The organism is Streptomyces sp. NPDC001513 (genome assembly GCF_042894695.1).
Taxonomy (GTDB): Bacteria; Actinomycetota; Actinomycetes; order Streptomycetales; family Streptomycetaceae; genus Streptomyces.
Genome location: NZ_JBIAVU010000004.1, coordinates 13211 through 37928 on the forward strand (window position 1 = coordinate 13211; position 24718 = coordinate 37928).

At 71.5% G+C, this 24718-nt stretch carries 17 protein-coding genes and 5 pseudogenes; 14 read left to right on the forward strand and 8 right to left on the reverse strand.

The features are described 5' to 3' along the window. Window positions 1-60: 60 nt before the first annotated feature. Together ACFYZ4_RS09295 and ACFYZ4_RS09300 are read right to left on the reverse strand one after the other, a co-directional pair. A complete protein-coding gene (locus ACFYZ4_RS09295) occupies window positions 61-786 on the reverse strand; it encodes a hypothetical protein (RefSeq protein WP_390783452.1) in 726 nt (241 codons plus the stop codon). 157 nt (window positions 787-943) lie between these two features. Next, window positions 944-2392 (reverse strand): annotated as a pseudogene (locus tag ACFYZ4_RS09300) (MFS transporter); the annotation flags it as partial. A 117-nt stretch (window positions 2393-2509) separates the two neighbouring features. On the opposite strand from ACFYZ4_RS09300, the gene ACFYZ4_RS09305 reads away from it, so the two are divergent. The 4 genes from ACFYZ4_RS09305 to ACFYZ4_RS09320 all read left to right on the forward strand — a co-directional run bounded on the left by ACFYZ4_RS09305 (window position 2510) and on the right by ACFYZ4_RS09320 (window position 7023). Then, a complete protein-coding gene (locus ACFYZ4_RS09305) occupies window positions 2510-3379 on the forward strand; it encodes a helix-turn-helix transcriptional regulator (RefSeq protein ID WP_390783453.1) in 870 nt (289 codons plus the stop codon). Between the two features lie 254 nt (window positions 3380-3633). Continuing rightward, a complete protein-coding gene (locus ACFYZ4_RS09310) occupies window positions 3634-4530 on the forward strand; it encodes an NAD-dependent protein deacetylase (protein WP_390783810.1) in 897 nt (298 codons plus the stop codon). Between the two features lie 329 nt (window positions 4531-4859). After that, complete coding sequence (locus ACFYZ4_RS09315) at window positions 4860-5498, forward strand: hypothetical protein (protein WP_390783454.1); 639 nt, start codon at window positions 4860-4862, stop codon at window positions 5496-5498. Between the two features lie 583 nt (window positions 5499-6081). Beyond that, on the forward strand, window positions 6082-7023 hold the full coding sequence (locus tag ACFYZ4_RS09320; RefSeq protein WP_390783811.1) for a DUF4344 domain-containing metallopeptidase: 942 nt from the start codon (window positions 6082-6084) through the stop codon (window positions 7021-7023). A 103-nt stretch (window positions 7024-7126) separates the two neighbouring features. Here the strand turns inward: ACFYZ4_RS09320 and ACFYZ4_RS09325 are convergent, their stop codons facing one another. Continuing rightward, window positions 7127-7570, reverse strand: a complete 444-nt coding sequence (locus tag ACFYZ4_RS09325) for a transglycosylase SLT domain-containing protein (RefSeq protein ID WP_390783455.1) — start codon at window positions 7568-7570, stop codon at window positions 7127-7129. A 1045-nt stretch (window positions 7571-8615) separates the two neighbouring features. On the opposite strand from ACFYZ4_RS09325, the gene ACFYZ4_RS09330 reads away from it, so the two are divergent. The 4 genes and pseudogenes from ACFYZ4_RS09330 to ACFYZ4_RS09345 all read left to right on the forward strand — a co-directional run. Then, window positions 8616-9566, forward strand: coding sequence for a hypothetical protein (locus ACFYZ4_RS09330; RefSeq protein WP_390783456.1), 951 nt, complete (start codon window positions 8616-8618; stop codon window positions 9564-9566). A gap of 1157 nt (window positions 9567-10723) precedes the next feature. Then, on the forward strand, window positions 10724-11080 hold the full coding sequence (locus ACFYZ4_RS09335) for a hypothetical protein (RefSeq protein WP_390783457.1): 357 nt from the start codon (window positions 10724-10726) through the stop codon (window positions 11078-11080). Between the two features lie 628 nt (window positions 11081-11708). Beyond that, window positions 11709-12233: pseudogene (gene sigK / locus ACFYZ4_RS09340) on the forward strand (ECF RNA polymerase sigma factor SigK). Between the two features lie 309 nt (window positions 12234-12542). Next, window positions 12543-12887 (forward strand): annotated as a pseudogene (locus ACFYZ4_RS09345) (anti-sigma factor); the annotation flags it as partial. Window positions 12888-12972: 85 nt separating this feature from the next. Here ACFYZ4_RS09345 and ACFYZ4_RS09350 read toward each other — a convergent pair. Then, window positions 12973-14053 (reverse strand): annotated as a pseudogene (locus tag ACFYZ4_RS09350) (IS630 family transposase); the annotation flags it as partial. Window positions 14054-14385: 332 nt separating this feature from the next. Between ACFYZ4_RS09350 and ACFYZ4_RS09355 the strand changes: the two are divergent. The 5 genes from ACFYZ4_RS09355 (at window position 14386) to ACFYZ4_RS09375 (ending at window position 20704) form a co-directional block, all read left to right on the forward strand. Then, window positions 14386-14814: a hypothetical protein gene (locus tag ACFYZ4_RS09355; RefSeq protein ID WP_390783458.1), complete on the forward strand. Its 429-nt coding sequence runs from the start codon at window positions 14386-14388 to the stop codon at window positions 14812-14814. A 744-nt stretch (window positions 14815-15558) separates the two neighbouring features. After that, complete coding sequence (locus ACFYZ4_RS09360; protein WP_390783459.1) at window positions 15559-16335, forward strand: peptidoglycan recognition family protein; 777 nt, start codon at window positions 15559-15561, stop codon at window positions 16333-16335. 322 nt (window positions 16336-16657) lie between these two features. After that, window positions 16658-18115: a hypothetical protein gene (locus ACFYZ4_RS09365; protein ID WP_390783460.1), complete on the forward strand. Its 1458-nt coding sequence runs from the start codon at window positions 16658-16660 to the stop codon at window positions 18113-18115. Window positions 18116-18176: 61 nt separating this feature from the next. Continuing rightward, entirely contained in the window at window positions 18177-19727 is a 1551-nt protein-coding gene (locus tag ACFYZ4_RS09370; protein ID WP_390783461.1) for a hypothetical protein, read from the forward strand. A 194-nt stretch (window positions 19728-19921) separates the two neighbouring features. Then, complete coding sequence (locus ACFYZ4_RS09375) at window positions 19922-20704, forward strand: lysophospholipid acyltransferase family protein (protein WP_351293109.1); 783 nt, start codon at window positions 19922-19924, stop codon at window positions 20702-20704. Between the two features lie 70 nt (window positions 20705-20774). Here ACFYZ4_RS09375 and ACFYZ4_RS09380 read toward each other — a convergent pair whose 3' ends face one another. The 4 genes from ACFYZ4_RS09380 to ACFYZ4_RS09395 all read right to left on the reverse strand — a co-directional run bounded on the left by ACFYZ4_RS09380 (window position 20775) and on the right by ACFYZ4_RS09395 (window position 23674). After that, window positions 20775-21569, reverse strand: coding sequence for a YqjF family protein (locus ACFYZ4_RS09380; protein ID WP_390783462.1), 795 nt, complete (start codon window positions 21567-21569; stop codon window positions 20775-20777). 119 nt (window positions 21570-21688) lie between these two features. Further along, a complete protein-coding gene (locus ACFYZ4_RS09385) occupies window positions 21689-21913 on the reverse strand; it encodes a hypothetical protein (RefSeq protein WP_390783463.1) in 225 nt (74 codons plus the stop codon). Then, window positions 21847-22656 carry an ATP-binding protein gene (locus tag ACFYZ4_RS09390; RefSeq protein WP_390783464.1) on the reverse strand — a complete coding sequence of 270 codons (810 nt, stop codon included), beginning with the start codon at window positions 22654-22656 and terminating at the stop codon, window positions 21847-21849. The genes ACFYZ4_RS09385 and ACFYZ4_RS09390 overlap by 67 nt, the downstream gene beginning before the upstream one ends. 79 nt (window positions 22657-22735) lie before the next feature. Beyond that, window positions 22736-23674, reverse strand: coding sequence for an MBL fold metallo-hydrolase (locus ACFYZ4_RS09395; protein WP_390783465.1), 939 nt, complete (start codon window positions 23672-23674; stop codon window positions 22736-22738). Window positions 23675-23776: 102 nt separating this feature from the next. Between ACFYZ4_RS09395 and ACFYZ4_RS09400 the strand changes: the two are divergent. Beyond that, window positions 23777-24703 (forward strand): annotated as a pseudogene (locus ACFYZ4_RS09400) (AraC family transcriptional regulator); the annotation flags it as partial. Between the last annotated feature and the right edge of the window lie 15 nt (window positions 24704-24718).

The following is a 24718-nucleotide window of genomic DNA, read 5'->3' on the forward strand; positions in this document are numbered from 1 at the left end:
GGCGTCTTCGGGGCCTCGTCTTGGCGTGGTGTGGGCTGGTCTCTTGCCGGTGGTGGGGGGTCAGGTGGGGGTGTTCCAGGCGGTGGTGAGCCCGTCCAGCCAGGCGGGTGGCAGGGCGGCGGCGTCCCACTCCTCGCGCAGTTCCCGCGGCGAGGTGACCAGCCGTTCCAGTACGGCGATGCTCGTGACGGAGTGCAGGAGCGAGTAGCGGCCGTGCACCGTGATGGCGCTGCCCGGTCCGTAGGCGGCGAACAGGCGCTCCAGGCGGGTCCGGTGGGTGGTGGCGAACGCGGTCAGCCGGCCGGTGTAGCCGGCCCGCTGCCGGGGGCTCATCGTGGCGAGGACGGCGGCGAGGACCTCGTCGGTCACCTCCGGGTCCAGCTCCGAGAGGGCGGTGAGCGACAGGTACAGGGGGGAGACCGCCACCCGGGCCCGCTCCACTTCCATCCGCCCCGCCCGGCGGCGCTCCCCGGAGGGGGCCGGCCCGTCCGCTCCCACCACGTCGCTCAGGGTCCGCTCGGTGAGGGCGCCGAGGTCGTCCAGGAGGGCGGCGGCGCCGTCCTGCCAGCCCGCCGCGTAGGCCTCGCCCTTGTCGCCGGGGATATTGCGGTCGCCGCCGAGTTCCTGGTGCGCGAGGGCCAGGGCGCCCGCTTCCAGGAGGCCGATCAGTTGCCGCGCGTCGCCGAAGGGGACTCCCGTTCGCGCGAGGAGCTGCCCCAGCGTCGTCCTCGCGTTGTCGACACTGACCTCGTCCGGCCACTGCCGTCCCTCGTCGGCCGCGCTCATCGGGTCCTCCTGATCGCTCGGGTGGTGCGGTGGGTGCAAGGCATCGCTCCCTTCGATGATCCAACGTCCGGGGCCCGGGCCGTGCTCCCCCGCGGCCTGGCCACCCTTTCACCTCTCGCGCCCCGGCGGGTACCGGCTTCCCGTCGGGTCGGCGCATCCGGGGAAGGCGGAGGCTGAGCAGGACGGTCAGGACGGTCAGGGCGAGCTGGACGAGGAGGGCGAGCTGGACGAGGAGGGTGGCGCAGACCGCGGCTCGGGTGCCGGCGGTGGGTGCCAGGGCGAGGAAGGGGCTGCCGAGGGTGGCGACGCCGAGGGCGAGGGCAGAGCTGGGCGGTGATCATGACGCCGCTGCCCACACCGGCACGGTCGGCGGGCACGTCCGAGAGCATCAGGCGCATCAGCACGGGCAGTTGGAGGCCCTGGCCGAGGCCGGCGAGGAACACGCCGGGGGCCGGTGCGGCCGGCCCGAGGTCGGGCCACCCGTGGTGGAGGGTGGCCGCCAGGGCGGCGATGCCGGCCGCCTGGAGGAGACCGCCGGCGGTGACGGTGCGGCTGCCGAAGCGGGCGACGAGGCGCGGCCCGGCCGGGGAGGCGGCGAGGAAGGCCACGGCCGTCGGCGCCAAGGCCGGGCCCGCCGTCACCGGGCCCGTGCCCAGGCCCTGCTGCAGGACCTGGGCGAGGACGGACGTGAAGCCGCTGAAGCCGGCCGAGAAGGGCAGCAGCAGGAACAGGCCGCGGCGCAGCGAGGGAAGGCGCAGCAGGCTCGGCGGGAGGAGCGGGGTGTGGCCGCGGCGTTCGGCCCGGCGTTGGCTGAGGTGGAAGGCGGTGGCGGCCGGGGGGGGAAGACGCCGAGACGGATCCACGTCCACTGGGGCCGGCCGGCGGCGTGGCCCTCGGTCAGCGGTAGCGGCAGGCAGACCGGGGACAGGGCGAACAGGAGGGTGCCGGGGACGTCGAGGGCCGCGGGCCGGGCGGCGCGGGCGTCGGGGACGGTACGGGCGGGCGGCAGGCGGCAGGCGGCAGGCGGCAGGCCCGGGATGACGACGGGCACGTTGACCGGGAACACCGCGCGCCGGCCGCATCCGGCGAGGTCGGCTGCGACCAGGACGCCGCCGAGGATCTGCCCGGCGACCATGGACAGGCCCGCGGTGGCCCCGTACAGGCTCATGGCGCGGGCCCGGCGCGGGCCTTGGGTGGCGGCCTGGATGGTGGCGAGGACCTGCGGCAGCATCAGGGCGCAGGCGGCGCCCTGGGCGATCCGTGCGGCGGCGTCGGGGCGAGGCCGCAGGCGAGGGAGGTGAGGCCGAAGGCGGCCATGCGGCGAGGAAGAGGCGGCGGCGCCCTCGGCTGTCACCGAGGCGTCCGCCGAGGACCAGCAGGACGGCGTAGGCGACGCCGTATCCGCCGACGGTCAGTTCCAGCAGGGCGGGGCCGGCGGCGAGATCGGCTTCGATGGAGGGCAGCGCGACGTTGACGATGAAGAAGTCGATCAGGGGCAGAGCGGCCCCAGCAGGACCGTGAACAGGCCCGGACCGTCCAGATGGGGGCCGGCGGCCGGCCACGGGGGTGGGCGGCGCGGCGGGGGTGGGCAGGGGGTGGCGGTCACCCTGTGACACTCGCCCCGCGGGCGGGCGGGCGGGCGGGTACCAGAGTGTCCTTGTCCGGGTACCGGGAGTACCCGGCAACAGGATGAGCGGTGCGGCAGGCTGGGGATACGACCACGGTGGCCACCGGAAGTGACGTACGCCGGCACGAGTTGGCGGAGTTCCTGCGCAGCCGGCGTGAGCGGATCGCGCCCGAGCGGGTCGGGCTGGTGCGCGGGCCGCGGCGGCGGACCCCGGGGCTGCGGCGCGAGGAGGCCGCGCATCTGTCGTCGGTGGGGGTGACCTGGTACACGTGGCTGGAGCAGGCGCGTGACATCCAGGTGTCGGGGCAGGTACCGGACGCTCTGACGCGGGCGCCGCTGCTGCTGCTCGATGTGAGTGAGCGGGCGCACCTGTTCGCGCTGGCCGGCAGTCCGGATCCGGCGCCGCCGGCGCTCTGTCCGAGTGTGACGCCGGCGGTGCGGGCCGTGCCGGAGCGGCTGGGCCCGATTCCGGCGTGTGTCCGGAACAGCCGGTACGACATCCTCGCCTACAACGCGACGTACGGGCGGCTGTTCGGGGACATGGACGGCCCGCGGGCGCAGGACCGCAACTGCGTGTGGCCGGCGTTCACCGATCCGCGGTTCCGGGCCGCCGTGGTCGATCTCCCGGCGACGCTCGCTGTGATGGCGGCGAAGTTCCGGGCGGCGATGGCCGGGCATCTGACGGAGCCCGCGTGGAACGCGCTGCCGGCGCGTCCGGAGGGGCGTCGACGGAGTTCCGGGAGGTGTGGGCGCGCCACGAGGTGCTCGGGCAGAACCCCGAAGGCGAAGCACCTCCGCAACGCGCACGTGGGCCTGCTGCACGTGGAGCACACCACGTTGCGGCTCGGGCCGACAGCGGGGCCGCGGCTCGTGTCGTACGTGCCGCTGGACGGGGAGTCCGCACAGCGGTTGGAACAGTTGGAGGCACTGGCCGGGGCCCGGGACCGGGTTGTGGTGGAGGCCTGAACAACGAGGGGTCCCTCCCGGAACCGGGCGACGGGGGCGAGGGCGGGGACACTGCCGGTGCGGGGGCGTTGCCGGTGCGGGGCGCTGCCGGTGGGGGCGGTCGGTGTGGGGGGCTCTGTCGGTGCGGGGCGCTGCCGGTGCGGGGGCGGTTGGTGTGGGGGCTGTGCGTACGGCGGTGCCGGTATCGGTGTGGGTGTGGGTGTGGGTGTGGGTGCTGTCGGTGTGGGGGCTGTGCGTACGCTGGCTGCATGCGCATGCGTATGCGTCCCACGCTGAGCTGGACCCCGGCCGGGGACCTGCCGCCCGGCACCACGGATGTGGGGCCGCTCGCCGATGTGCTGCGGGCCGGCGGGGTGCTGGTCCTCAGCGGGGCGGGCCTGTCCACGGAGTCGGGCATCCCCGACTACCGCGGCCAGGGCGGGAGCCTGAGCCGGCACACCCCGATGACCTATCAGGAGTTCACCGCCAGTGCCCGGGCCCGGCGCCGGTACTGGGCGCGCAGTCACCTGGGCTGGGGGACCTTCGGCCGGGCCAGGCCCAATGCCGGGCACCGGGCCGTGGCGGCGTTCGCAGACCGCGGGCTGCTCGCGGGGGTGATCACCCAGAACGTCGACGGTCTGCACCAGGCGGCCGGCAGCCGGGACGTGGTGGAACTGCACGGGGGCCTGGAGCGGGTCGTCTGCCTTTCCTGCGGTGCGTGCGGCTCGCGCCGTGGACTGGCGCGGCGGCTGCGGGAGGCCAACGCGGGCTTCGCGCCGGTGGCCGCGCGGCTGAACCCGGACGGTGACGCCGACCTCACCGACGAACAGGCCGCCGCTTTCCGTGTGGTGCCCTGCTCGGGGTGTGGCGGCATCCTCAAACCGGACGTGGTGTTCTTCGGCGAGGCCGTGCCTGCGCGGCGGGTCGAGCAGTGCCGCGAGCTGGTCGCCGGGGCGACCTCTCTGCTGGTCCTTGGCTCCTCGCTGACGGTGATGTCCGGCCTGCGGTTCGTCCGCCAGGCAGCCCGCGCGGGCACACCCGTACTGATCGTCAACCGGGACCCCACCCGAGGCGACGAACACGCCGTCACCCGGGTCGCGCTCCCCCTGGGAACCACCCTCACCACCCTGACCGAACGGCTGGACATCCCCGTCGACGGCACCGAGGACTGAAGGCAAGGCCATCCCGGCACCCGCCCGGGCGCGGTCCGGGTACCGTCCGGGCGCGCAGTCCGAGTACGGTCCGGGCACAGTCCAGGCCACTGTCCCGGTACCCGTCCGAGTACCCATCCGGGCGCGGTCCGGGTACCTGTCCGGGCGCGGTTCGGGGGCAGTCCAGGTACCCGTTCGAGTACCGCCGGGCGCGCGGTCCGGGCGCAGTCCGAGTACGGTCCGGGCCGCTGTCCGGGTGCTGTTCGGGGGTGTGCGGCATGGCGGCGGAGCGTGCGGTGTGGCGGCGCGGATGCTGGTGGGCGATGCCTCCGCCCCCGGGAGAGGGGCCCGTGGACGATCCCAGCCCTCAAGGGCTGCCAAGGCCCGCGCCCGCCGGGACGGGCCGTGACCCCGCCGGTCAGGCCGGGGTCATCGGGATCGGGCTCGCCGCCGTGCTGACGTTCGCACTCGCGCAGGGTTCCTGGCAGTGGTTCGCCACCTTCATCGGGGTGACGCTCTTCTCGGTGGTGTTCGCCTTCCAGGGACGGACCGCGTGGGCGCCCGGCCCGCGGTCGCCGTACATGCGTGTCCTGGTCGCGTACCCGCTGGTCGTCGGCCTGTGCGTGGCGATCGCGATCGCCCCCATGCTGCAGCGCTGGGAGTGGCTGTTCCCGATGCCGGGCACGCGAAGCGGATGCCAGGCGCTGGGCCGCTACGAGGTCCTGCGGACCCGGGCGGCGGTGGCGGACCTGGCCGGCCGTGACACCGCCGCTCTGGCGTACGCGCAGGAGCAGCAGCGCGGCAAGGCCGTCGCGGACTGCCTGTCGACGACGACGTTGTGGCTGCCCCTGTACGGGGCCGGGGCGGCCGTGCTGGTGGGTGCGTGTACGTGGTCCTTCGACCGGAACAGGTCGAGGAAGGGCGCCGGGGCGGACCTGTCCCCGCCGGGGGCGGTGCACGCGGGAACACCGCCCGCAGACACCGACTGACCCACGACGCAGCCGGGAGCCGGCGACGGCCTGGCCCCGGGCGGTGCACAGCCGGCGGCAGCCTGATGCCGGAGCGGCGTGCGGCCGGACGGCGGGCTGATGCCGGGCGGTGTACGGCCGGGCGGCAGCCTGGACCTGGGCGCTGTACGGCTGCCTGATGCCGGAGCGGTGTGCAGCCGGGCGGCGGAGCCCTGTGCGGCCGGACGGCGGGCTGATGCCGGGGCGGCGTGCAGCCGGGCGGCAACCTGATCCCGGGCGCGGTGCGCGGCCGGCGGCGACCTGAATCCTGGGCGGTGCACGGCCGGGCGGCGGCCTGATCCCGGAGCGGTGTACGGCCGGCGGCGACCTGGATCCTGGGCGGTGCACGGGCAGGCGGGAGCCTGGCCCCAGGCGGTGCACGGGCAGCGGCGGGCTGACGCCGGGCGGTGTAGGCCGGGTGGGAGCCTGGTGCCTGGGTGGTGTGCGGCGGGTGGTGGGGTTTCACCCGGCTGGCGGACATGCGCGGGCCGGGCCGGCGGTGCGGCAGCAGGCTGTGAGCCAGGACGTACCGCGCCGAGGGGTGACAGCGGTGGGAGCAGCCAGGATGTGGCCGGTGGCCGCCGCGGTCGCGACCGTGGCGGTGGCCGTCGCAGCCGCGGGCTGCTCCTCCGCCGGCGACGGCAGCGCCGGCGCGAGGACACCGGACGCGGTGCGGCCCCCGGCCGCCGCAGCCTCCCCACCCCCTGCACCCTCCCCGCCATCCCCGCCCTCTGCGTCCTCTGCGTCCTCTGCGTCCTCTGCGGCGGGTCGTGGGAGGCTGGTCCCGAGGTATGAGGACGGCAGGACGGCCGCGGACCGGCGGACCCAGAGGTTCCTGCAGGACAACGAGGTGCTGGAGCGGGTTGCCGCGTTCGCCAACGAGCGGATCGCGCTCGCCTACGACGTGCCCGTGGTCGCGAAGAGCTGCGGCGGGGCCAACGCTTCCTGGGACCCGCGGGCGAGGGACATCACGTACTGCTACGAGCTCGTCGAGGAGACGAGGCCCGTCTTCCAGGAGCAGGCCGCCCGGGAGGCCGGCAGCGCGCAGGCCCGGGCCAAGGCCGCGGACGACGGCGTCATCGGGTTCTCCAACGGTGTGCTCCTGCACGAGCTCGGTCACGGCCTGGTCGACATGTACGACCTGCCGATCACCGGCAAGGAGGAGGACGCCGTCGACCAGCTCGCCACGCTGCTGCTGGCCACCGGCGGCGAACAGCACATCGACTACGCGGTGAGCACCATCAACGCGTGGGGTGCGCTGGCCGACGCGCAGGAGGCCGGAGACCTCTCCGGCATGTTCTCCGACGAGCACTCACTCAGCGCGCAGCGCTTCTACAACGAGATCTGCTGGCTGTACGGGTCGAACCCCGGTGCGTTCGCGTCGGTGGTCATCGCCGTGGGCAACCCGGACGGTGTGCTGCCGCAGCTTCGGGCCGAGGGCTGCCGGCACGAGTACGAGCAGATCGAGAGGTCGTGGACCAGGCTCCTCCAGCCGTATCTGAAGTAGCCCGGTCATACGCGAAGACGCCCGGCCGAAAGGAAGGGTTCGGCCGGGCGTCTTCGATGGATCTGCCGCGTCTGCTGCGCGGGGTCTGCTGGGTGCTGGTGGTTTAGTACCAGTGGTTGGCGGACCAGAAGTTCCAGGCGCCGACGGGGCTGCCGTAGCGCTCGTTCATGTAGTCCAGGCCCCACTTGATCTGGGTGGCCGGGTTGGTCTTCCAGTCGGCGCCCGCGGAGGCCATCTTCGACGCGGGCAGGGCCTGGGCCAGACCGTACGCGCCGGAGGAGGCGTTGGTGGCGGTGTAGTCCCAGCCACTCTCATGCGAGATGATCTTGTCGAAGGCGGCGAACTGGGCCGGGTCCTTGATCATCTGCTGGGCGATCGCCTTGGCACTCGTCGGGGCAGCCTGCGCGGGAACCGCGGCAAGCATGGAACCGGCGACGCCCAGGGCGAGGACGGAACCCACGAGGGTCTTCTTCGAAGCGGCGATACGGCGGATGACAGCGTTGGACACGGAGGAACCTTCCACAGGGGACAAGGGCGGTCGCGGCATGCCGGAGCATGCGTGAGCCACTCACGCGGTGGAGAGGGGTTCGTCGGCGGCGGGTGAAACACCCGTGCCGCCCGGCGACTCATCCAGTTCTACCGACCACCCGACCCCCTGGCAACGCCCCCGCTTACTAGCCCGCCTCGCAGCCGACACCCGACACCCCCACACCAGGCGAAGGAGTGCCCGTACAGGGTCCGTGCAGGTGGAGGACGGTATGAGGGGCCACGCCCGGGCCTCCGGGACACTACTAGCCCCCTTCGTATGTGACGTGGACCCTATGGGGCGGCTCACCCCCGAAACCCCCAAATCTCACCCCGCGTCACCACACACACCCCTCCAAGAAACCGGGTGAAATGTCGGGATTGCCTAGAAAACGAAGGAAATGGGTGGCGGGTGGGATGAAAGGCGCAGGAAGGAATGGAGCGAAGGGGTGGAGCGAAGGGTGGAGTGAAGGATGAGGTGAAGGGGTGAAGTGAAGGGGGAGGTGAAGGGTGCCGCCCGGCGCCTGCCGCGGCGCCCTTCGAGGGCGCTGCGGGCCCGGGCTCCGCACCCCCGGGGCAAGGAACCACACCACCGTGCGCCTCACCGCTTCGGCGACGACCGGTGCGACCGGAAGCTGCGGCCGGAAGGTGTGGCCACGACCCACCACCTCTCGAGCTTCCACGCTCCTCGGGCTCCTCGGCCCGGGCTTCTCGGCCCGGGCTTCTCGGCCCGGGCTTCTCGGCCCGGGCTTCTCGGGTCTCTCAGGCTCGGGTCTCTCGGGTCTCTCGGGTTTCTCGGCTCGGGTTTCTCGGGTCGGGTTTCTCGGGTCGGGTTCCTCGGGTCGGGTTCCTCGGGTCGGGTTCCTCGGGTTTCTCGGGTCCGGCTGGGGTGTCGGGCGGGCGTGTGCCAAGGGGCGGGTGTGGGGGGCCTGGTGGCGGTGTGGCGGCTCGACTGTGTGTCGGGGTGTGTGAGTTGACCGCCGCATAGCACAACGTCGGCGCGGCCGTCGGTGGGACCGGTGTTGGTGGATGCCTGGTGCGTGATCCGGGGTCACGGGTACAAGTGGGTGCGTACCATCGCGTCACACATGTCCCTCACGGCAGAGATTGAGGAACCCATGACCACAGCCACCAACGTCACACGCGTCCAGGACGATTACGCCCAGCAGATCGCCGGCGACCTGTCGGCGAACCAGGCGGCACAGGAACAGGCACGAACCGAACTGCAACGGCTGCAACAGGAAATCGGCCAGCTGGAAGAAGGCGAAAAGGTCCTGCTCAAGATGCAGGAAGCCCTGGGCGTCCCACTGAAGCCCACACCGACACAAGCCACCAAGCCCACCACCAAGCCCAACGCGAAGACCGGTACCGCGTCCGGCGCGAAGCCTGAAGCGAAGGCCGGGGCGAAGCCTGGTACCCCGTCCGGCGCGAAGACCGCTACCCCGGCCGGTGCCACGTCCGGGGCGAAGACCGCTACCCCGGCCGGTACCGCGTCCGGTGCGAAGCCTGGTACCCCGTCCGGCGCGAAGACCGCTACCCCGGCCGGTGCCACGTCGGGGGCGAAGCCTGAGGCGAAGGCCGGGGCGAAGCCTGGTGCCACGTCCGGGGCGAAGGCCGGTGCGAAGAGTGCCGCGGTGCCCGCCGCGCGCAGTGCGGCCCGGGGTGCGAAGAAGGCCGCGGAGCCCAAGGAGACCACGACCGCCAAGGCCCCGCGTGCCCGCAAGACAACCGAGGGAACCGTGACGAAGAAGGAAACCGGCGGCCCCTCCTGGCTCGACCTCGTCACCGCCACCATCGCCGGACAGACGGAACCCCGGTCCGCAGCCGAAGTGACCGACGCCCTCAGCACCGCCCACCCCGAACGCAAGGTACAGGCAACAGTCATCCGCAACACCCTCGAGCAGGGCGTCGCCCGCGGCATCCTCGAACGCTCCAAGCAAGGACGATCCGTCTACTACACCCCCACCGACTCCCCCACCACCCCCGGCACCAGCCTCCCCCAACCCGAACTGCCCTAACTCCAAACAGCCCGGCCGGCCGGCCGGGCCACGAACAGGCCCAGGAAATCCCACCCCGGCCAACCGGACCCGACAGGACAGAGACCGAGACCCCGACCGAAGTCACCCATCAGGGTGAACACCCCTAAACCCGGCCACGAGGTCCACAACCAGCCGGTGGTGGGAACACACGGAACCACACATGAACCCGTAACACACCACGTTCCACCCACCACCGGCAAAAAACCCCACCCCTGCGGGCCCTGCGCGCAGCCCGCCACACAGACAGCAGCACGAACACCACACACCCCGACGCCACAGACCAGGAAACGGAGAACGGGGAACAGGGAACAGGGAACAGGGAACAGGGAACGGGCCAGACTCCCCTCGACAACCACCCACCACACCCCCGAAAACACAGCACAAGGCACGGGCCCGGCAACCTCCCCACACCCGAAACCAGACACCCCAATACCAGAAAGACCAGCCCCCTCCACGGTCCCACGAGACGGCACACCCACAGAAAGCCCAGAAAAGCCGGGGCCCATGTCCCCAGCCGACCCCGCACGCAGGCCACACCCCCCGACCACAGAGACACGGTATTGGTGAAGCAACCGCCCACCACCCAAAGACACCCCACCACCCTCGACCCACGAACCGCCCAGACCAGCCCAACCGCCCGGACCATCTGGGTCACCGAGCTCACGCGCCGCGGTGGCAACACCGGACAGCAAGGATGCGGCACATCACGCGCTCGATGCGGCCGGTACCGACGCCTCCGCCATGACGGCCCGGGCCATCGGGCACACCGTCGCGCAGCCGGGCCGATGCCCAGGTCGACGAGGTCATCGTCCAGGACACGGCGCGGGTCTGACGTCGTATCGGACGCACACCGCGCGCCGGTCCGACACGACCTCGACACCTGGCACCGGTATCGGGATCGGGATCGGCAGCAGCGGGAGTGGGATCGGTATCGGGTAGACCCGCTGCGCACCGCCGGCCAGGGGGTGGGGTCGCCACAACCGATCGGCCCGGTTTCGCGTCCCTTCCCACAGAGTGGTCTCCGGCCGGCGGGCGGTGCGGAGCGGCATCGGCCTTGGAGGGACACCATCGGCATGTTCGTTGCCACCCGGCCCTGGCGCACCGTGCGGTCGCGCAGGGCTGGCGCAGTCGCCAGGGTGCTGCTAGGCGGTGTGGCCGGGGTGGTGCTGACCGCCGTGTTCCTGACGGTGGTGTGGTGGCCGCGGGCGGAGGTGACATACCGCGACAGTGCCCCCGCGGCGGTGGCTTACGAGGACGGCTCGCCGCACTTCCTGGGGCTGGTCCACCGGCACACCCTGTCCGGGCGACACTCCTACAAGATGGTGATCGGCCGGGACCCCGGCCTGTCCTACGGACACTGGGTGGACATCGACACCGCCGTAGCGGCGAAAGGGATCACCTCCGTCACATGGACGGAGTCCGGGGTCCGGGTGCACTTTACGACCGGCCACGAGGCGTTCGTACCGGCACGGTTCTTCCTCCACGGCAGATGAAACCGCCCGGGCAGCACCCGTGGCGGGCCCGGCGGCCTCGGTGAGCGTGGCGGGCGTGGCACCCCCGGCGCCCGTAGTGGGCGTGGTCGGCGCTGCGCCCCCGCTGAGCGTGGCGCCCTCGGTGGGCGTGGTGGGCTCGGTGGGCGTGGTCGCCGTGGCGGGCTTGGCACCTTCGGCACCCCCGGCGGGCTTGGCGCCCTCGGCGCCTCGGTTCCCTCCGCGGGCCTGGTGACCGTGGCGGGCTTGGCGCCCCAGCGCCCCCTGGCGGGCGTGGTGGGGCCGGCGGCCGTGGCGGCCGTGGTGGGGCTGGTAGCGGCTGGGCGGTGGAAGCCGGTTTCGCTCGATCGGATGATGGGTGGGCCGCTACGTTGCCGATCGGGGCAATCCACACACAGGCCCGCTACGAAGAAGGGGTGAGACCTGCGGAGCACCATGGCCGGCCCCGGAACGGAGGTGCGGTCCTCCTCTCGGCGAAAGAGCTGTCGATGGCATAGAGGCACGAGGGCAGGCGCGGCCGGCGCGGCGCCGGGCCGCTGGCGGGCAACCGGCGGCGCGCGGTGGGGTGGCGGTGACGCAGCCCCCGCGGTCTCGGAGTGCGGACGCGGGCGGACCGCGACTGGAAGAGGTGATGGCGCGGGTCGGCCACGGCGACCGGGACGCCTTCACCGTCCTGTACGACGCGGTCGTCGCCACCGTGTCGGGATCGTCGTCAAAGTCGTCCGGGACCGGGCCCAGTCACAGGAGGTGGCCCAGGAAGTGATGATCAACTTGTGGCGTCAGGCGGCCCGCTACCGGCCCGAGCAGGGCACCGTGAAAACGTGGGTGGCAAACCATCGCGCACCGCAGGGCGGTCGACCGCGTTCGCTCCGCCCAGGCCTCCTCCGATCGCGAGCACGCCACCGCCCTACGCGACCATCCGACACCCTTCGATCAGGTCGCCGAGGAAGTCGAGTCCCATCTGGAAAGCGAACGGGTACGCCGCTGCCTGGAAACCCTGACCGAACTCCAACGCCAAGCCGTGACCCTCGCCTACCACCAGGGCCTGACCTACCGCGCCGTCGCCGAACGACTGGAGTCCCCGCTGGCCACCGTCAAAACCCGGATGCGTGACGCACTGATCCGGCTGCGTGACTGCATGGGAGCAGGCGAGTGACACATCACGAACACCTCCACACGCTCACCGGTGCCTACGCACTCGACGCACTCACCGGCAAGGAACTCCATACCTTCACCACACACCCGGCGCAGTGCGAGGCCTGTGCCCAGGAGACCCGCGAATTCACGGCCACAGCGGCCCTGCTGGCCGCCGCCACCGTGCTGCCCGCACCCGCCCCGATGAGACAGGCCGTCCTGCAGGCAATCGAAACCCTCCCCCACTCCCCCACACGTCCCACCCACACCACCGGCCCGGCTCACCGCCACGCTCAGACGCAAGGCCGGGGCGTTCGCCGTCGCGGCCTGTATCGCCGCCACCGCCGTCTTCGCCTCACTCGCCGCACACCAGCACCAACAAGCCGAACAAGCCCGCGCACAAGCCCGCCAGAGCACCCGTCAAGCCCAGCAACTCGCCGCCGTCATCACCGCCCCCGACGCCCGCACCGTCCACGGACACACCACCACCGGAGCCGACACCACCGTCACCACCTCCGCCCAACACAACCAAGCCGTCTTCACCAGCGGCGGCCTAGCCACCCCACCCACCGGCAAGACCTACCAACTCTGGTTCGCCAACCACGGCACCAAACACCCCGCCGGCCTCGTCCACCACGACGGCGCCCTCCTCATGCAAGAAAACCCCCACAACACCCACTCCGTCGGCCTCACCCTCGAACCCACCGGCGGCTCCCCCCAACCCACCACCACCCCCTCATACACCTCACCCTCCCCACCCAGTGACCTGAGTCAGAGATTCGGTGGCAGTAGGCGGCGACTTTGTCGAGGATCTCATCGGCGGTCTTCGTCCAGACGAAGGGTCCTGGCTGGTCGTTCCAGTCGGCCAGCCAGGCCCGGATGTCACGTTCAAGGGCCTGGACGGAGCGGTGGACTCCACGCTTGAGCTTCTTCTGGGTGAGCTCGGCGAACCATCGCTCCACCAGGTTCAGCCACGACGCACTGGTGGGCGTGAAGTGCAGGTGGAACCGCGGGTGAGCCAGTAGCCACCGCTTGATGTCCGGGGTCTTGTGGGTCGCATGGTTGTCGAGGATCAGATGCACCTGAAGATCCGCCGGGACTTCCTTGTCGACCTTGGTCAGGAACTTCTTGAACTCGGCGGCCGGTGACTGCGGTGCAGTGATCCGATCACCTTGCCTGTCGCGACCTCCAGGTCTGCGAAGAGGGTGGTGGTGCCGGCGCGGATGTAGTCGTCACTACGCCGTTCAGGAACGCCGGGCATCATCGGTAGGACCGGCTGGGACCGGTGTCCAGGGCCTGGATCTGCGACTTCTCGTCCACGCAGAGGACCCAGAGCCTTTTCCTGCGGGTCGAGGTAGAGACCGACCACGTCACGGGCCTTGTCGATGAACAGCGGATCCGTCGACAGCTTGAACGTCTGCGACCGATGCGGCGCCAGCGCGAACGCCCGCCAGATCTTCGAGACCGTCGGCTGAGACATCCCGGTCGCCGCGGCCATCGACCTCGTCGACCAGTGCATCGCGTTCCTCGGCGTCTCCTCCAGCCTCTTGACGATCACCCGCTCGACATCCGCGTCGGTGATCTTCCTCAGGACACCCGGCCGCGGCTCGTCGCCCAGCCCGTCCAAGCCGTGCTCCAGGAAACGCCGCCGCCCGGTGCGGACCGTGTCCGGCGCGATCCCCAACCGCCACGACACCACCATCACCGAATGCCCCTCCGCACGATCCGCGACCGCTGAGCCAAAGCCTGGGCCGTCGTACGACGACGCAACCAGCCCTCCAGCACAGCCCGCTGGGCATCAGTCATTGACAACGGCAGAACCTTTGGACCCGGACGACCCATACCCAAACCAACGACAAACCTCAGACTCAGGTCACTAGCCGGGGGAACGGCCCGGGCCTGGGGACACCCCCCAACGGCAGCTGCGGGAGCGGCGCGGGCTGGGGGCACCTACAACGGCAGCCGGGGCGAGCAAGGTCCGCAAGAACCGGCCCAACCACACGGACCACCCACCCACCTGCCCACTCACCCGGCCTCCTCGGTATGTGCCGTTTTGATGGTATTCCAATCCCTCCGGGGGGCTGTGCCGAATCCCTTCACGAGGCGCCCTGCGCGAGCAGGCACCGACAATCGGCTCCATTTCGTGAAGCAGAAGACAGAAAGAGGTGAGACCCATGACCGTTTCCATACACGCCCGCAACCTTCTCGCGGGCGCGGCCCTGGCCGGCCTGCTCTCGGGCGGTGCCACACTCGCAGCCACCGGCACAGCCACCGCCGCTTCAACGCCGGCATCAGCATCGGCGGCGGCATCGGTGGTCAACAGCGGGGACCGGGACCGGCACGACCACCGGGACGGCAACGACCACCGGTCCAGCCGTCACGCACACTGCTCATGGACCAAGGGACACTGGGGCAAGACCTGGACCAAGGGCCACTACGAAAAGAAGTGGCACCACACCACCTGGCACCCCGGCCACTACGACCACCGAGGCCACTGGCACCCCGGCTGGCACAGCCACCCCCAGTCCCAAAACCAGTGGATCCCCGGCCACCACAACACCCACTGGATCCCCGGACACTGGAACTGCCACAACAAGTGGTAACCACCCCACACAACCACCACGGGGCTCCAGGCACCCACCCGGAGCCCCACACCCCTCCACCCGGCGGAAAACCACGGCAACCGCTCACTCGGACACAAAAGCCCGACGGTAACCAACCCGCGAGTAGACCCACACCCACCACACACAGGTGGCACACCCCGCCGCACGACGCCCTAACAACACGCTCCCCAGCCCGAGGGCCCGGCAAGGCTCGTAGCCCGTCCCGCACACACCACGACACACCCCGACAGCCGCCCCGCCAGGCCACGCGAGGCTCCGGCAGGACTCCCTGCACCGTCCCCGCACTCCTGCACGCCAAAACCGGCCAGGACCAGCCCGTCGGCAGCACCGTGTGCCTACACAGCCCCCACGGAGCAGACCCGCCCCACACACACGGTTCACAAGCCCCCGACACAAACCCCCACACACCCCGCGGCACAGCCTGGCGGCACGCACGGCCACGCCACGTGAGGCTCCGGCAGGACTTCCTACACCGTCCCGCACACCCACGACACGCACCGCCCCGGCAGGACTCCGCGTGCCGGCCCCGCACACACCACCGGCACACCCCGCCGCTCGAGACCCCGACAGGACTCCCTACGGCAGGCCCTCACCCCGCGACACGCCCCGCCTCCCGCACACCAGGACCGGCCGGGGCCAGTCCGTCGCCGGCCCGGTGTGTCTGCACAGCCCGCGCGGCCCAGGTCCCTTCAATGGGCAACCTCCCACCGAAACGGGCACCACATGACCCCCTCCACACTCCACACCCGCCGCTCGATCCTCACCCACGCCATCACCTTGGCCGCCACGACCGCGCTGCCCCTGGCCACAGCCACGCCCGCACACTCGGCCGCCGGCCCGAACATCATCGGCTGCGTCACCTGGGGTGCCCGGCCCCCCTCCGAACCCGTCGTCGTCCTCGCCAACCGCCCCGAACGGATCATCATCCACCACACCGCGACGGCGAACGTGACGGACTACTCCCGACAACGCGCCTACGCCCTGGCCCGCGCCATCCAGACCTACCACATGGACGCACAAGGCTGGATCGACACCGGCCAACACTTCACCATCAGCCGCGGGGCCTTCATCCTCGAAGGCCGCCACAACAGCCTCAACGAGCTACACACCGGCACCCGCCAAGTCCGCGCCGCACACTGCATCGGACAGAACACCCTGTCCATCGGCATCGAAAACGAAGGCACCTACACCTCACAAGCCCCGCCCACAGCGCAGTACGCGATGCTGGCCGACCTGTGCGCCCACATCTGCGACCAGTACGACCTGCCCGCCACCGAGATCTACGGCCACCGCGACTTCAACGCCACCTCCTGCCCCGGCGACCGCCTCTACGCCCTCCTCCCCACCCTCCGCAAAGACGTCGCCACCCGCCTCGGCACCCCCCTACCGGCCCCAGAAACACAAACCGAATCCGACCCGCTGTGGGACCTGGTCCGAGACGCCTCCAACCAACCGAGCACGGCCTACACCGAATACCTCCCAGCAAGCCTGCTCCCCTAGCCAACCACCCACACACCGCATGGCCGCCCGAATACCGCCGCGCCTCGACACCGCCACGTCAACACGGCGGTCCGTGACTCATCCTCCGGACCAGCGACATCCGCACGGCCGAACGCGGAGCAGCCGCACGCGCCCATCACCACACGGATTGCAGGGCAGCAAGCCCCTCGGCACCGGCCCACCAGGCGGAACCCACCCACCCGGCGGGCCGACGCGTGCGCGCAGTGGATCACTTTCAGTGCCAGCATGCGTGGCGCAGAACGGGGGCCGGCGCGGACAACACCGCACAGGGACGAGAGGGAGGACCGTGACGCCTCAGACCATGGCGGATCAGTCGGCCGACGAAACGGCCCGGCTCATTCCGGGGCAGGCCGGGACCGGGCACGTTGACGGGGACGGGGCCGTCGGCAGGGTCGGCGGTGGGCCCGTGGCGGAAGGGCCCGACGCGCAGCTCCTGGTTGCGGCGTCCGTGCTACTCGCCGACGCGGCCCTCACCGCGAAGCGGGCCGGCGCGGAACTGACCGGGGCGCTCAGCAGCTGGCGGTTCCCTCTGGCCGCCCTGCGCCAGCCCGGATGGGCCCTCGGCACGGCTGCGGCATGTGCCAAGGCGCTGACCAGTCCCTCGGGCCTCGGATTCGGCCCGAACGGCGGGCTCCTCGGGGAGCTGGCCCGGATGGCGGGGAGCGTGACCCACCGCCGCCCGGCCGCGGTGTCCATGGCCGTGGACGCCTTCGCGCTGCGGATCGAGGCAGCGGTCGTCGAGCACCCCAACCTCGGCTCGGCACCGGCGAGACGGCTCACCGACGCCATGGTGGAGGGCAACCGGTGGGAGGCACTGCGGGCCCTGCACGCGTTGGTCGAGCGGCTGGGCGTGACACGCGCCCTGACCACCGTCAGCCCGGTCATCATGGAGTTGCTGGCCCTGTTGGGGCTCCTCGACGAGAACCCGGTCAACGACGGCTTCTCCTGGGTGACGCTCGCCGGCGGGGTACCGGTCACGGATCCCTTCCTCGGACTGCCGAGTTCGCTGCTCGCCCTCCTCAACCCCGGCCCCGGGCGGGCGGAACGCACCGAACCCGATGCGATCCTCGCCAAGGTCCTGACGACATCCCGCAACGACATCGTCAGCTACATCAACGACATCGGCGCGCTCGGCAACCACGGACTGGTCCTGCTGCGGCGCGTCGAGTGCACCGACGGCCATGTCAGGTACGTGCTGTTGCTGCCCGGCACGAGCTTCGGGCTGCCGAGCAACAGCACCCCGCAGGACCTGATCGGCGCGTTCGACGGCTGCCTGCGCTCCGACACCACGTACACGCGCGCGGCACGGAAACTGCTGCAGCGGGCGGGAGTACCGGCCGGGGCGGAAGTGATGTTCGTCGGGCACAGCCTGGGCGGACTGACGGCGATGAACCTGGCGATGGACGTCGAGCTGGCCTCCACCCACCGCATCACCCACGTCGTCACCCTCGGCTCCCCCATCGACAACAAACGCCCCGCCGATCACACCACCCAGGTGATCAGCCTGGTCAACAAACACGACGTGATTCCCATGCTCGACGGCCGCGGACCCGCCTCCCCCAACGACGTCCCCGCCGGCTGGGTCGAACTCAGCTGGCTCGACGAGTCCTACGACTACCCGCTCTCGCACGCGCCCCAGGCGTACTCCGACACCTTGCGCGGGGAAATGGCCCACCACCGGCACCGGGTCAACGAACTGATCGGTTCCTACGACGGCGAAATCATCGGAAACCAGCCGTACATGCTCCGCGACAAGTGACAAGTACCGAGTGCAAGCGATGAGTGGCCAGCGAGCCTGTGACCTTGAGGGAGAGTGACCGATGACCCACGCCGACGGTACGGCCACGACGGCGGCGGCACGGCCCGAGACGGCCTGGCCCCTGGAGAACCTGCTGTTCAGCGCCGCACTGGTGGCCCGGCGGATCCCATGGGCAGACCTGCCCGCGCGCACGCTCGGCCTGGACGCACTGACCCGCGACGGGTTGACTGACCGGCTCATGGCCCATCTGAGGAACAGCCGCGCGGGGCGGCCGGTACCGCTGCGCACCCCTTTCGGATCCTTCCTCGTCCCCCTGACCCGGGCGGATGCCCAGACCCTGCTCACCTGCGGCGACGCCGCCGGGGCCCTGGGCGCCCCCTGCGCTCTCACGGCAGACGGCCGCCGGCGCGGGCTGTCCCCGCACGCGACGCCGCCGGGCGCGACGGAGATCGGGGCGGGGGTGTGGGAGGCAACGGCGCGAGGCGGCCCGGGCGGGCTGGGCGGGTTGGGCGACCAGGTCGCCGAGCACCTCGTCACGCTGGCCGGGGCCGTACGGGAGGACGGCACCCCGGACCGGGACCGCTGGGAAGCCGGCATGCGGCGCCTGAGCCGGCACGTCGTCCTGGGAGCCGCCGCCACCGAGGACACCCTGCTGAGCGCGATGCTCTCGACGGCCGCGGACGCCGCAGGCGGGCATGCGTACGAGGCACGGGCGGCGGCCCTGCGACGGCGGATGGCACCGTACCTGGCCGACCTCGACCCCGACTGCCTGGCAGGCCGGCTCGCAGCCGAAGGCCAGAGCGGGGCGGACCCGCACCCGGCCCTCGTACCGGCCCTCGCACACGCATTGGCCCTGGTGTCCGCGGCCACCGGCCCATCCACGCTGAAGGCCCTGACCCTGCTCACCACAGACGCGAACACGGCCGCGGCCGCGGCCGCGGATGCCTGCGGAACGCGTGCGGGCGTCACGGGGACGGCACCGCCCACCGAGGAGGCAATCGACCACGCAATGGACCGGGCGCTGGAACAGCACCGCATGCTGTCCGCCTTGGTGTACCCGGTACGCGCGCCGTTCGCCGCGCAGGGCCTGGCGATCGGAGCCGGGGAAGAAATCCTGTACGACGCAGCACTGTTGGGTCCGCGCAGCCCCGGCGAGCCCGCGGATCCGGCATGGGCGCTGTGCGGCAACCCATCCGGCTGCCCCGCCGCACGATTCGCCGCGGACGTCGGCCGCGAGGTCCTCCGCCAAGTCACCACCAGGAACGGCGGGACCAGCGGGATCGGCGGGCAGGTCGCCGGCGGGGGGCGGGCGGTGCTTCCCGGCGCACGGTTCGCGGTGGACCCCGTGCCGGACGCCGCCGATTCCCGGACCGTGGCCATGACCATGGTCACGGCCATGACCGCGCCGCTCGCCGCGTACGGAGCGCGCGGGCTGGCCGACGCGGACCGGCTGGAGGGGCATGCCGAGAGCCTCTGCGCATGCGCGGCCGACACGGGCTGGAACGGCAGCGAGACCGGCGAGCGGTTCCGCATGGCCCTCCTCGCGCACGCGGAGCGGTGTACCCGGGCGGCCGACGACGTACGACGTGCCGCGCGGTGGCTGGCGGACTGACCTCGGCTGACCCGCAGCCAACCCGCACACGCGGGGCCCGCTCCTGCCGGCCCGTAGGCCCTCGAACGGAGGACTTCAGGCGGTTGCATCCCGACAGGCCGTGATCAACAGGGCTCACGGCCGTTGAACCGACGCACACACCGACTCGCCGGCCGCGAGTCGGCCGGCATGCGATGCGAGAGTGAGGTCCCGGCGTGCGGGACAGCGTGGTCGAGATGATCAGGGCGACCGGGGCCGAACTCGGCTCCGCCAGAAGGCTGCTCGGCGAAGCCGGCGAAGTGGCGTGGGACCGCCTCCTGGACTGGCTCGTCGACGACTACTTCCGGGTGGTGGCACTCGGTCTGGAAAACATCCCGGCCAACGGCCCCGCCGTGATCGCCGTCAACCACTCCGGCGCCTGGGGCCTCGACGCGTTCGTCCTCGACAAGGTCCTCGGCAGGGCCCTGGACCGGCGCGTACGCTTCCTCGCCGCTCCGTTCGTCTTCCGCACCCCCATCCTGGGACGACACGCCCGCCGCAACGGCGCGCTGCCGATCGGCCCGACGGCCGGCGTCGAGCACCTCAACGCGGGACAACTCGTCGGCGTGTACCCGGAAGGCATCGCCGGCCTGGAGAAACCCTTCACCGAGCGGTACCGGCTCCGGTCCTTCAGCCCCGGCTTCGCGGTCGCCGCCATCCGCGCCGGTGCCCCGGTGGTACCCGTCGGGATCGTGGGCGCGGAAGAGGCCTGCCCCAAACTCGGCGAAGTCCCCACCCTGGCCCGACTGCTCGGCGTACCGTACTTCCCGCTCACCACACCCTTCCCGCTACCGTCCAACTGGACCATCACCATCGGGCAACCGATCCCCGCACCACCCCGTCCCGAAAGCCTGACCGCTCGCCGAGACGCCGCCCGCACCCTCAGCAACACCACCCGAAACGCCGTCCAGGAGCTACTGGACCACGAACTCGCCAACCGCGAGAACCTCTTCGACTGAGAGGCGCACCCCGAGCCCGACCCGCCCCACCGGCCCGCCGGCCCACCAGCGGCCGTCGGGTGGGTGGGGGTCAGGTGGTGGCGCTGGTACCGGCAAGGGAGCGCGGCGGGCGGGTGAAACGCACGGGGACTCCCGGGGAATACAGCACACTCACAGGCGGACCCACCGGCGCAGGCAGACCCGCCGCGGCCACCAGATCCTCGTCACAGGACAGGAGCTCCGCACGGTACAACGGCCAACGAGGATGCGTGTTCGGCAGATACAGCAGCCGGCCGAAGAAGTCACTGTGCATACCCCAACGGGCCGTCAGGAAGTGCTCCAGAGGAGTCGGCTCCACGATCGCTTCACCGGTCCGCACCGTGATCGCGCAGTGCCCGCCCTGCCGTCGTCCGGGACCCCGCCGACTGCTGGCGTAGGTGAGCGTCGAGCCCTCATGACGGACCGTCATCCGCGACCACACATACGGGAGACGAAAGACGGCTCGCGCCATGGCGACCGGAAGCAGACGGGACGCGTCCAGGGAACGGAAGACCACACCACGCCGGCCGCGGGCGTCCACCGAGTAGAGACGAACATTGGTCTCCGGGAACGAACCCAGATACGGGATCCCGGGCAGGCCGAACCAACCGATCCGGTCCATCCGGAACGCGACCAGGCCGACATAGGTGACCCCGTCCAGCACGTCCGGTTCGGTGCCGACAGGCAGTAGCGGGGCGACATCGGCGGGATCTGCGGCCCAGTGCAGAAACGCCAGATCAAGCCACGACTGCGTGAGCAAAGGCCGGCCCGCACGGTAGGGCGGATCAGCCGACACCGGTTCGGGAGGCTCCGGTCCGGACGGTACGGCGGGCGACGTGTACGACACCACGCCAGTATCCCGCAGACCATCACGGACACAGAAGGAGACGGAACGGGCGGATCGGCGGACGCCTGGGCGGATGGCTTTATGGACCGGCCCGGCGGTCCATCCATGCGCCGAGGCGGTCACGGACAGCCAGCCTGCGCTACGCAGACCCGCACCACAGCCCCACCCAGCCTCCCGTTCGTGGCGCCGTGGAACTCGGGGTGGTCCAGTTTCACCGAGACGACCGCCGTCAGGCCCTCGCCGATCCGGTCGGCGCCGAAGTCGGGGTCGGCGGGTGTCAGCAGCCGGCGCTGCCGCGCGTACGCGTTGACCGCGGCCGCCACCCCGTCACGGAAACCCTCCACGTGGGTGTGAACGGTGTGGCTGGTGCGCCCCGTTTCTCGTCGAGGAAGGCGACGAAGTCTCGCGCCCCGCCCGGGGAATGAAAGCGCACCGGCCGGGACAGGCCCGGGGTGCGCTCGTCGGTCAGCGTGATGTCCATACACCGGTTCAGGAAGGCCAGTTGCCGGAAATGGTCCGCCAGCACGGCATACGAGCACTGGGTCTCCGTGCCGAAAATGCCGACGTCGGGCCAGAACGCGATGGTGGTCCCGGTTCCGGTTGCCGGGCCTGCGATGGTGGGCGGGGTGAGTGCGACACCGCGTACGTATTCCTGGACCCAGCGGACCCCCGCGCGCCGCACCTCGGTCGTCAGGCGGCTCGACAGGGCGTTGGTAGCACAGAGCCCGGTACCGAACAGGCTCATGGGCACGGCGTGGCGGCCGCCGGGTTCCGCCCCGGCGTACGGGCGCGTCAGCAGGGCTTCGAGGTCAGGACCAGCGCCGACATTCCCGGCGGCCTCGACGGGGATGCCCGGCCCGTCGTCGGTGACGCGTACGCCGCCGTCGGACATGAGGGCGACTTCGACGGAACCCGCGCGGCCGGCCAGGACTTCGTTGACCGCCCGGCCGGCGACCTCGTAGACCAGCTGGTGGAGGCCGCGTTCGCCGGTCGAGCCGACGTACATCCCGGGCCGCTTCCGGATGGCTTCCAACCCCTCCAGCACCTGGATGTGGCTCCCGTCGTACCTGACGGCTTCCTCACTCACGAGGCCCCCTCCGTTGGTTCCGGCAGACCTGTCCAGCCTAGGCGGATCTCCGCAGAACACCATGCGTAGCTTGCGATCATCACGTGTCGTGGGAGGCGGGCCAAGGGGCCCAGCCGGCGGGGGTATAGGTGCCGGAGTCTGCGTCTGCGTTGGTAGCTGCGCGGATGTTGAGGGCGCCGGGGCCGGCGAAGTGGGCGGGGACGACCAGTTCCCGCTCGGCTGCGGCTCGTTGTAGGACGCGCAGGCGGCTGGCCGCCGCCTGTACGGGGTCCATGCAGAAGCAGCTGTTGCAGGACGGCTGGACGAGCTGAACCGGGCTGTGCAGGAGGTCGCCGACGAAGACGGCCCGTTCGCCTTGGGAGGCCAGGCGCAGGACGCTGGAGCCAGGAGTGTGGCCGGGGGCCGACTCCAGGGTGAGGTGTTCGTCGATGCGGTGGGTACCGTCCCACAGCACGGCCTGGCCGGTCCGGTGGACGGGCGCGATGCTGTCCTCGTAGACGAGGCGGTCGTCCGGATTGCGGTCCCTCCCATGGGAGTTGGCCGGCCCGAAGTGGAAATCGTCCGCCGCGGGGAGGAGGTAGCGGGCGCGGGGGAAGGTCGGAACCCACTCTCCGTCGACGTCGCGCGTGTTCCAGCCGACGTGATCGGCGTGGAGGTGGGTGTTGACGACGATGTCGACGTCGTCCGGGTGGACTCCGGCCTTGGCCAGGGCGCCCAGGAAGTCGGTCTTCCAGTGGTGGAAATGGGGTGCGTTCGGGCGTTCGCGGCCGTTGCCGACGCCGGTGTCGATCAGGATGGTCTGTCCGGCGCTGCGCAGCACCCAGGTCTGCAGGGCCATCACCGCCTGGTCCTGCTCCGGCTGCCAGTGGTCCGGCGCCAGCCAGTCCTCGTTGTCCTGCCATACGTCGGCGGCGTCCGGTACGAGGGCGTGGGGGGAGGTGAAGAACCCCTGCCACTCGCGGACCCGGATGACCTCGACGTCGCCCACCCATATCGACTGTCTGCTCTCATTCGTCATGTCCTGGAGCCTATGAAACCGCCGGTGAGCTCCTCAATGCCCGCCCGGCTCACACCGATACGCGGGCGTCTCATGTGGGCGGCGGCCCGATAGCGTGGCCGGATGGATGTGGTGAGCGATGCGATCTCGACCGTACGGATCGGGCGGCCTTCGTCGCAGCGGGTGCGGGTGAACGGGACTTGGTGCACGCGGCTGGATGCGTACGACGGTGCCGGGTTCCACGTCGTGCTGGAGGGGAGCTGCTGGCTTCTGGCCGACGGGGGTGGTGCGCCGCTGTCGCTGGAGGCGGGGGACGCGGTGCTGCTGCCGTACGGCACGGGCCATGTGATTGCCGATCGCCCGGCCGGTGCGCGGGAGGTCGAGGGGGCGGTGCCGTTCGGAGAGTGGGACGGGGTACACGCGGCAGCGAACGTACGGGGTCAGGTGGTTGGGGCTGGGGCCGGTGATGGGGCGGTGGTGGAGATGCTGTGTGGCAAGTACAGGCTCGACCGCAGCCGGGTGCATCCGCTGCTGGCGGAGCTGCCGCAGGTCGTGCACCTGCCCTCGCGGGTGGGGGCGCGGCCCGAACTGCGGGCCGCCATCGACCTGCTGGGCCGTGAGCTGGGCGAGCAGCGGCCCGGCGCCGGCATCGCGGTGACCGGTCTGCTCGACCTGCTGCTCGTCTACATGATCCGGTCGTGGGTGGCCGAGGGCGGGACCGGGACCTGGCCGGCGGTGCTGGGTGATCCGGTGGCGGCCGCCGCGCTGCGGGCTCTGCACGCGGACCCGGCGGCGCCGTGGAGCAACGAGCGGCTGGCGGCGCAGGCCGGGGTGTCCCGGCCCACTCTGGCCCGGCGTTTCACCTCTCTGGTGGGCCGGCCCCCGATGGCGTACCTGACGTGGTGGCGGCTGAACCTGGCCGCGGCGGCGCTGCGCGAGGGCGAGGATCCGCTGGCCACGGTGGCGCGGCGGGTCGGGTACGGCAGCCCGTACGCGCTCTCGCACGCGTTCAGCCGGGAGTTCGGCACCACACCCGGTCGCTACCGTGCCCAGGCCCGGCCGGAA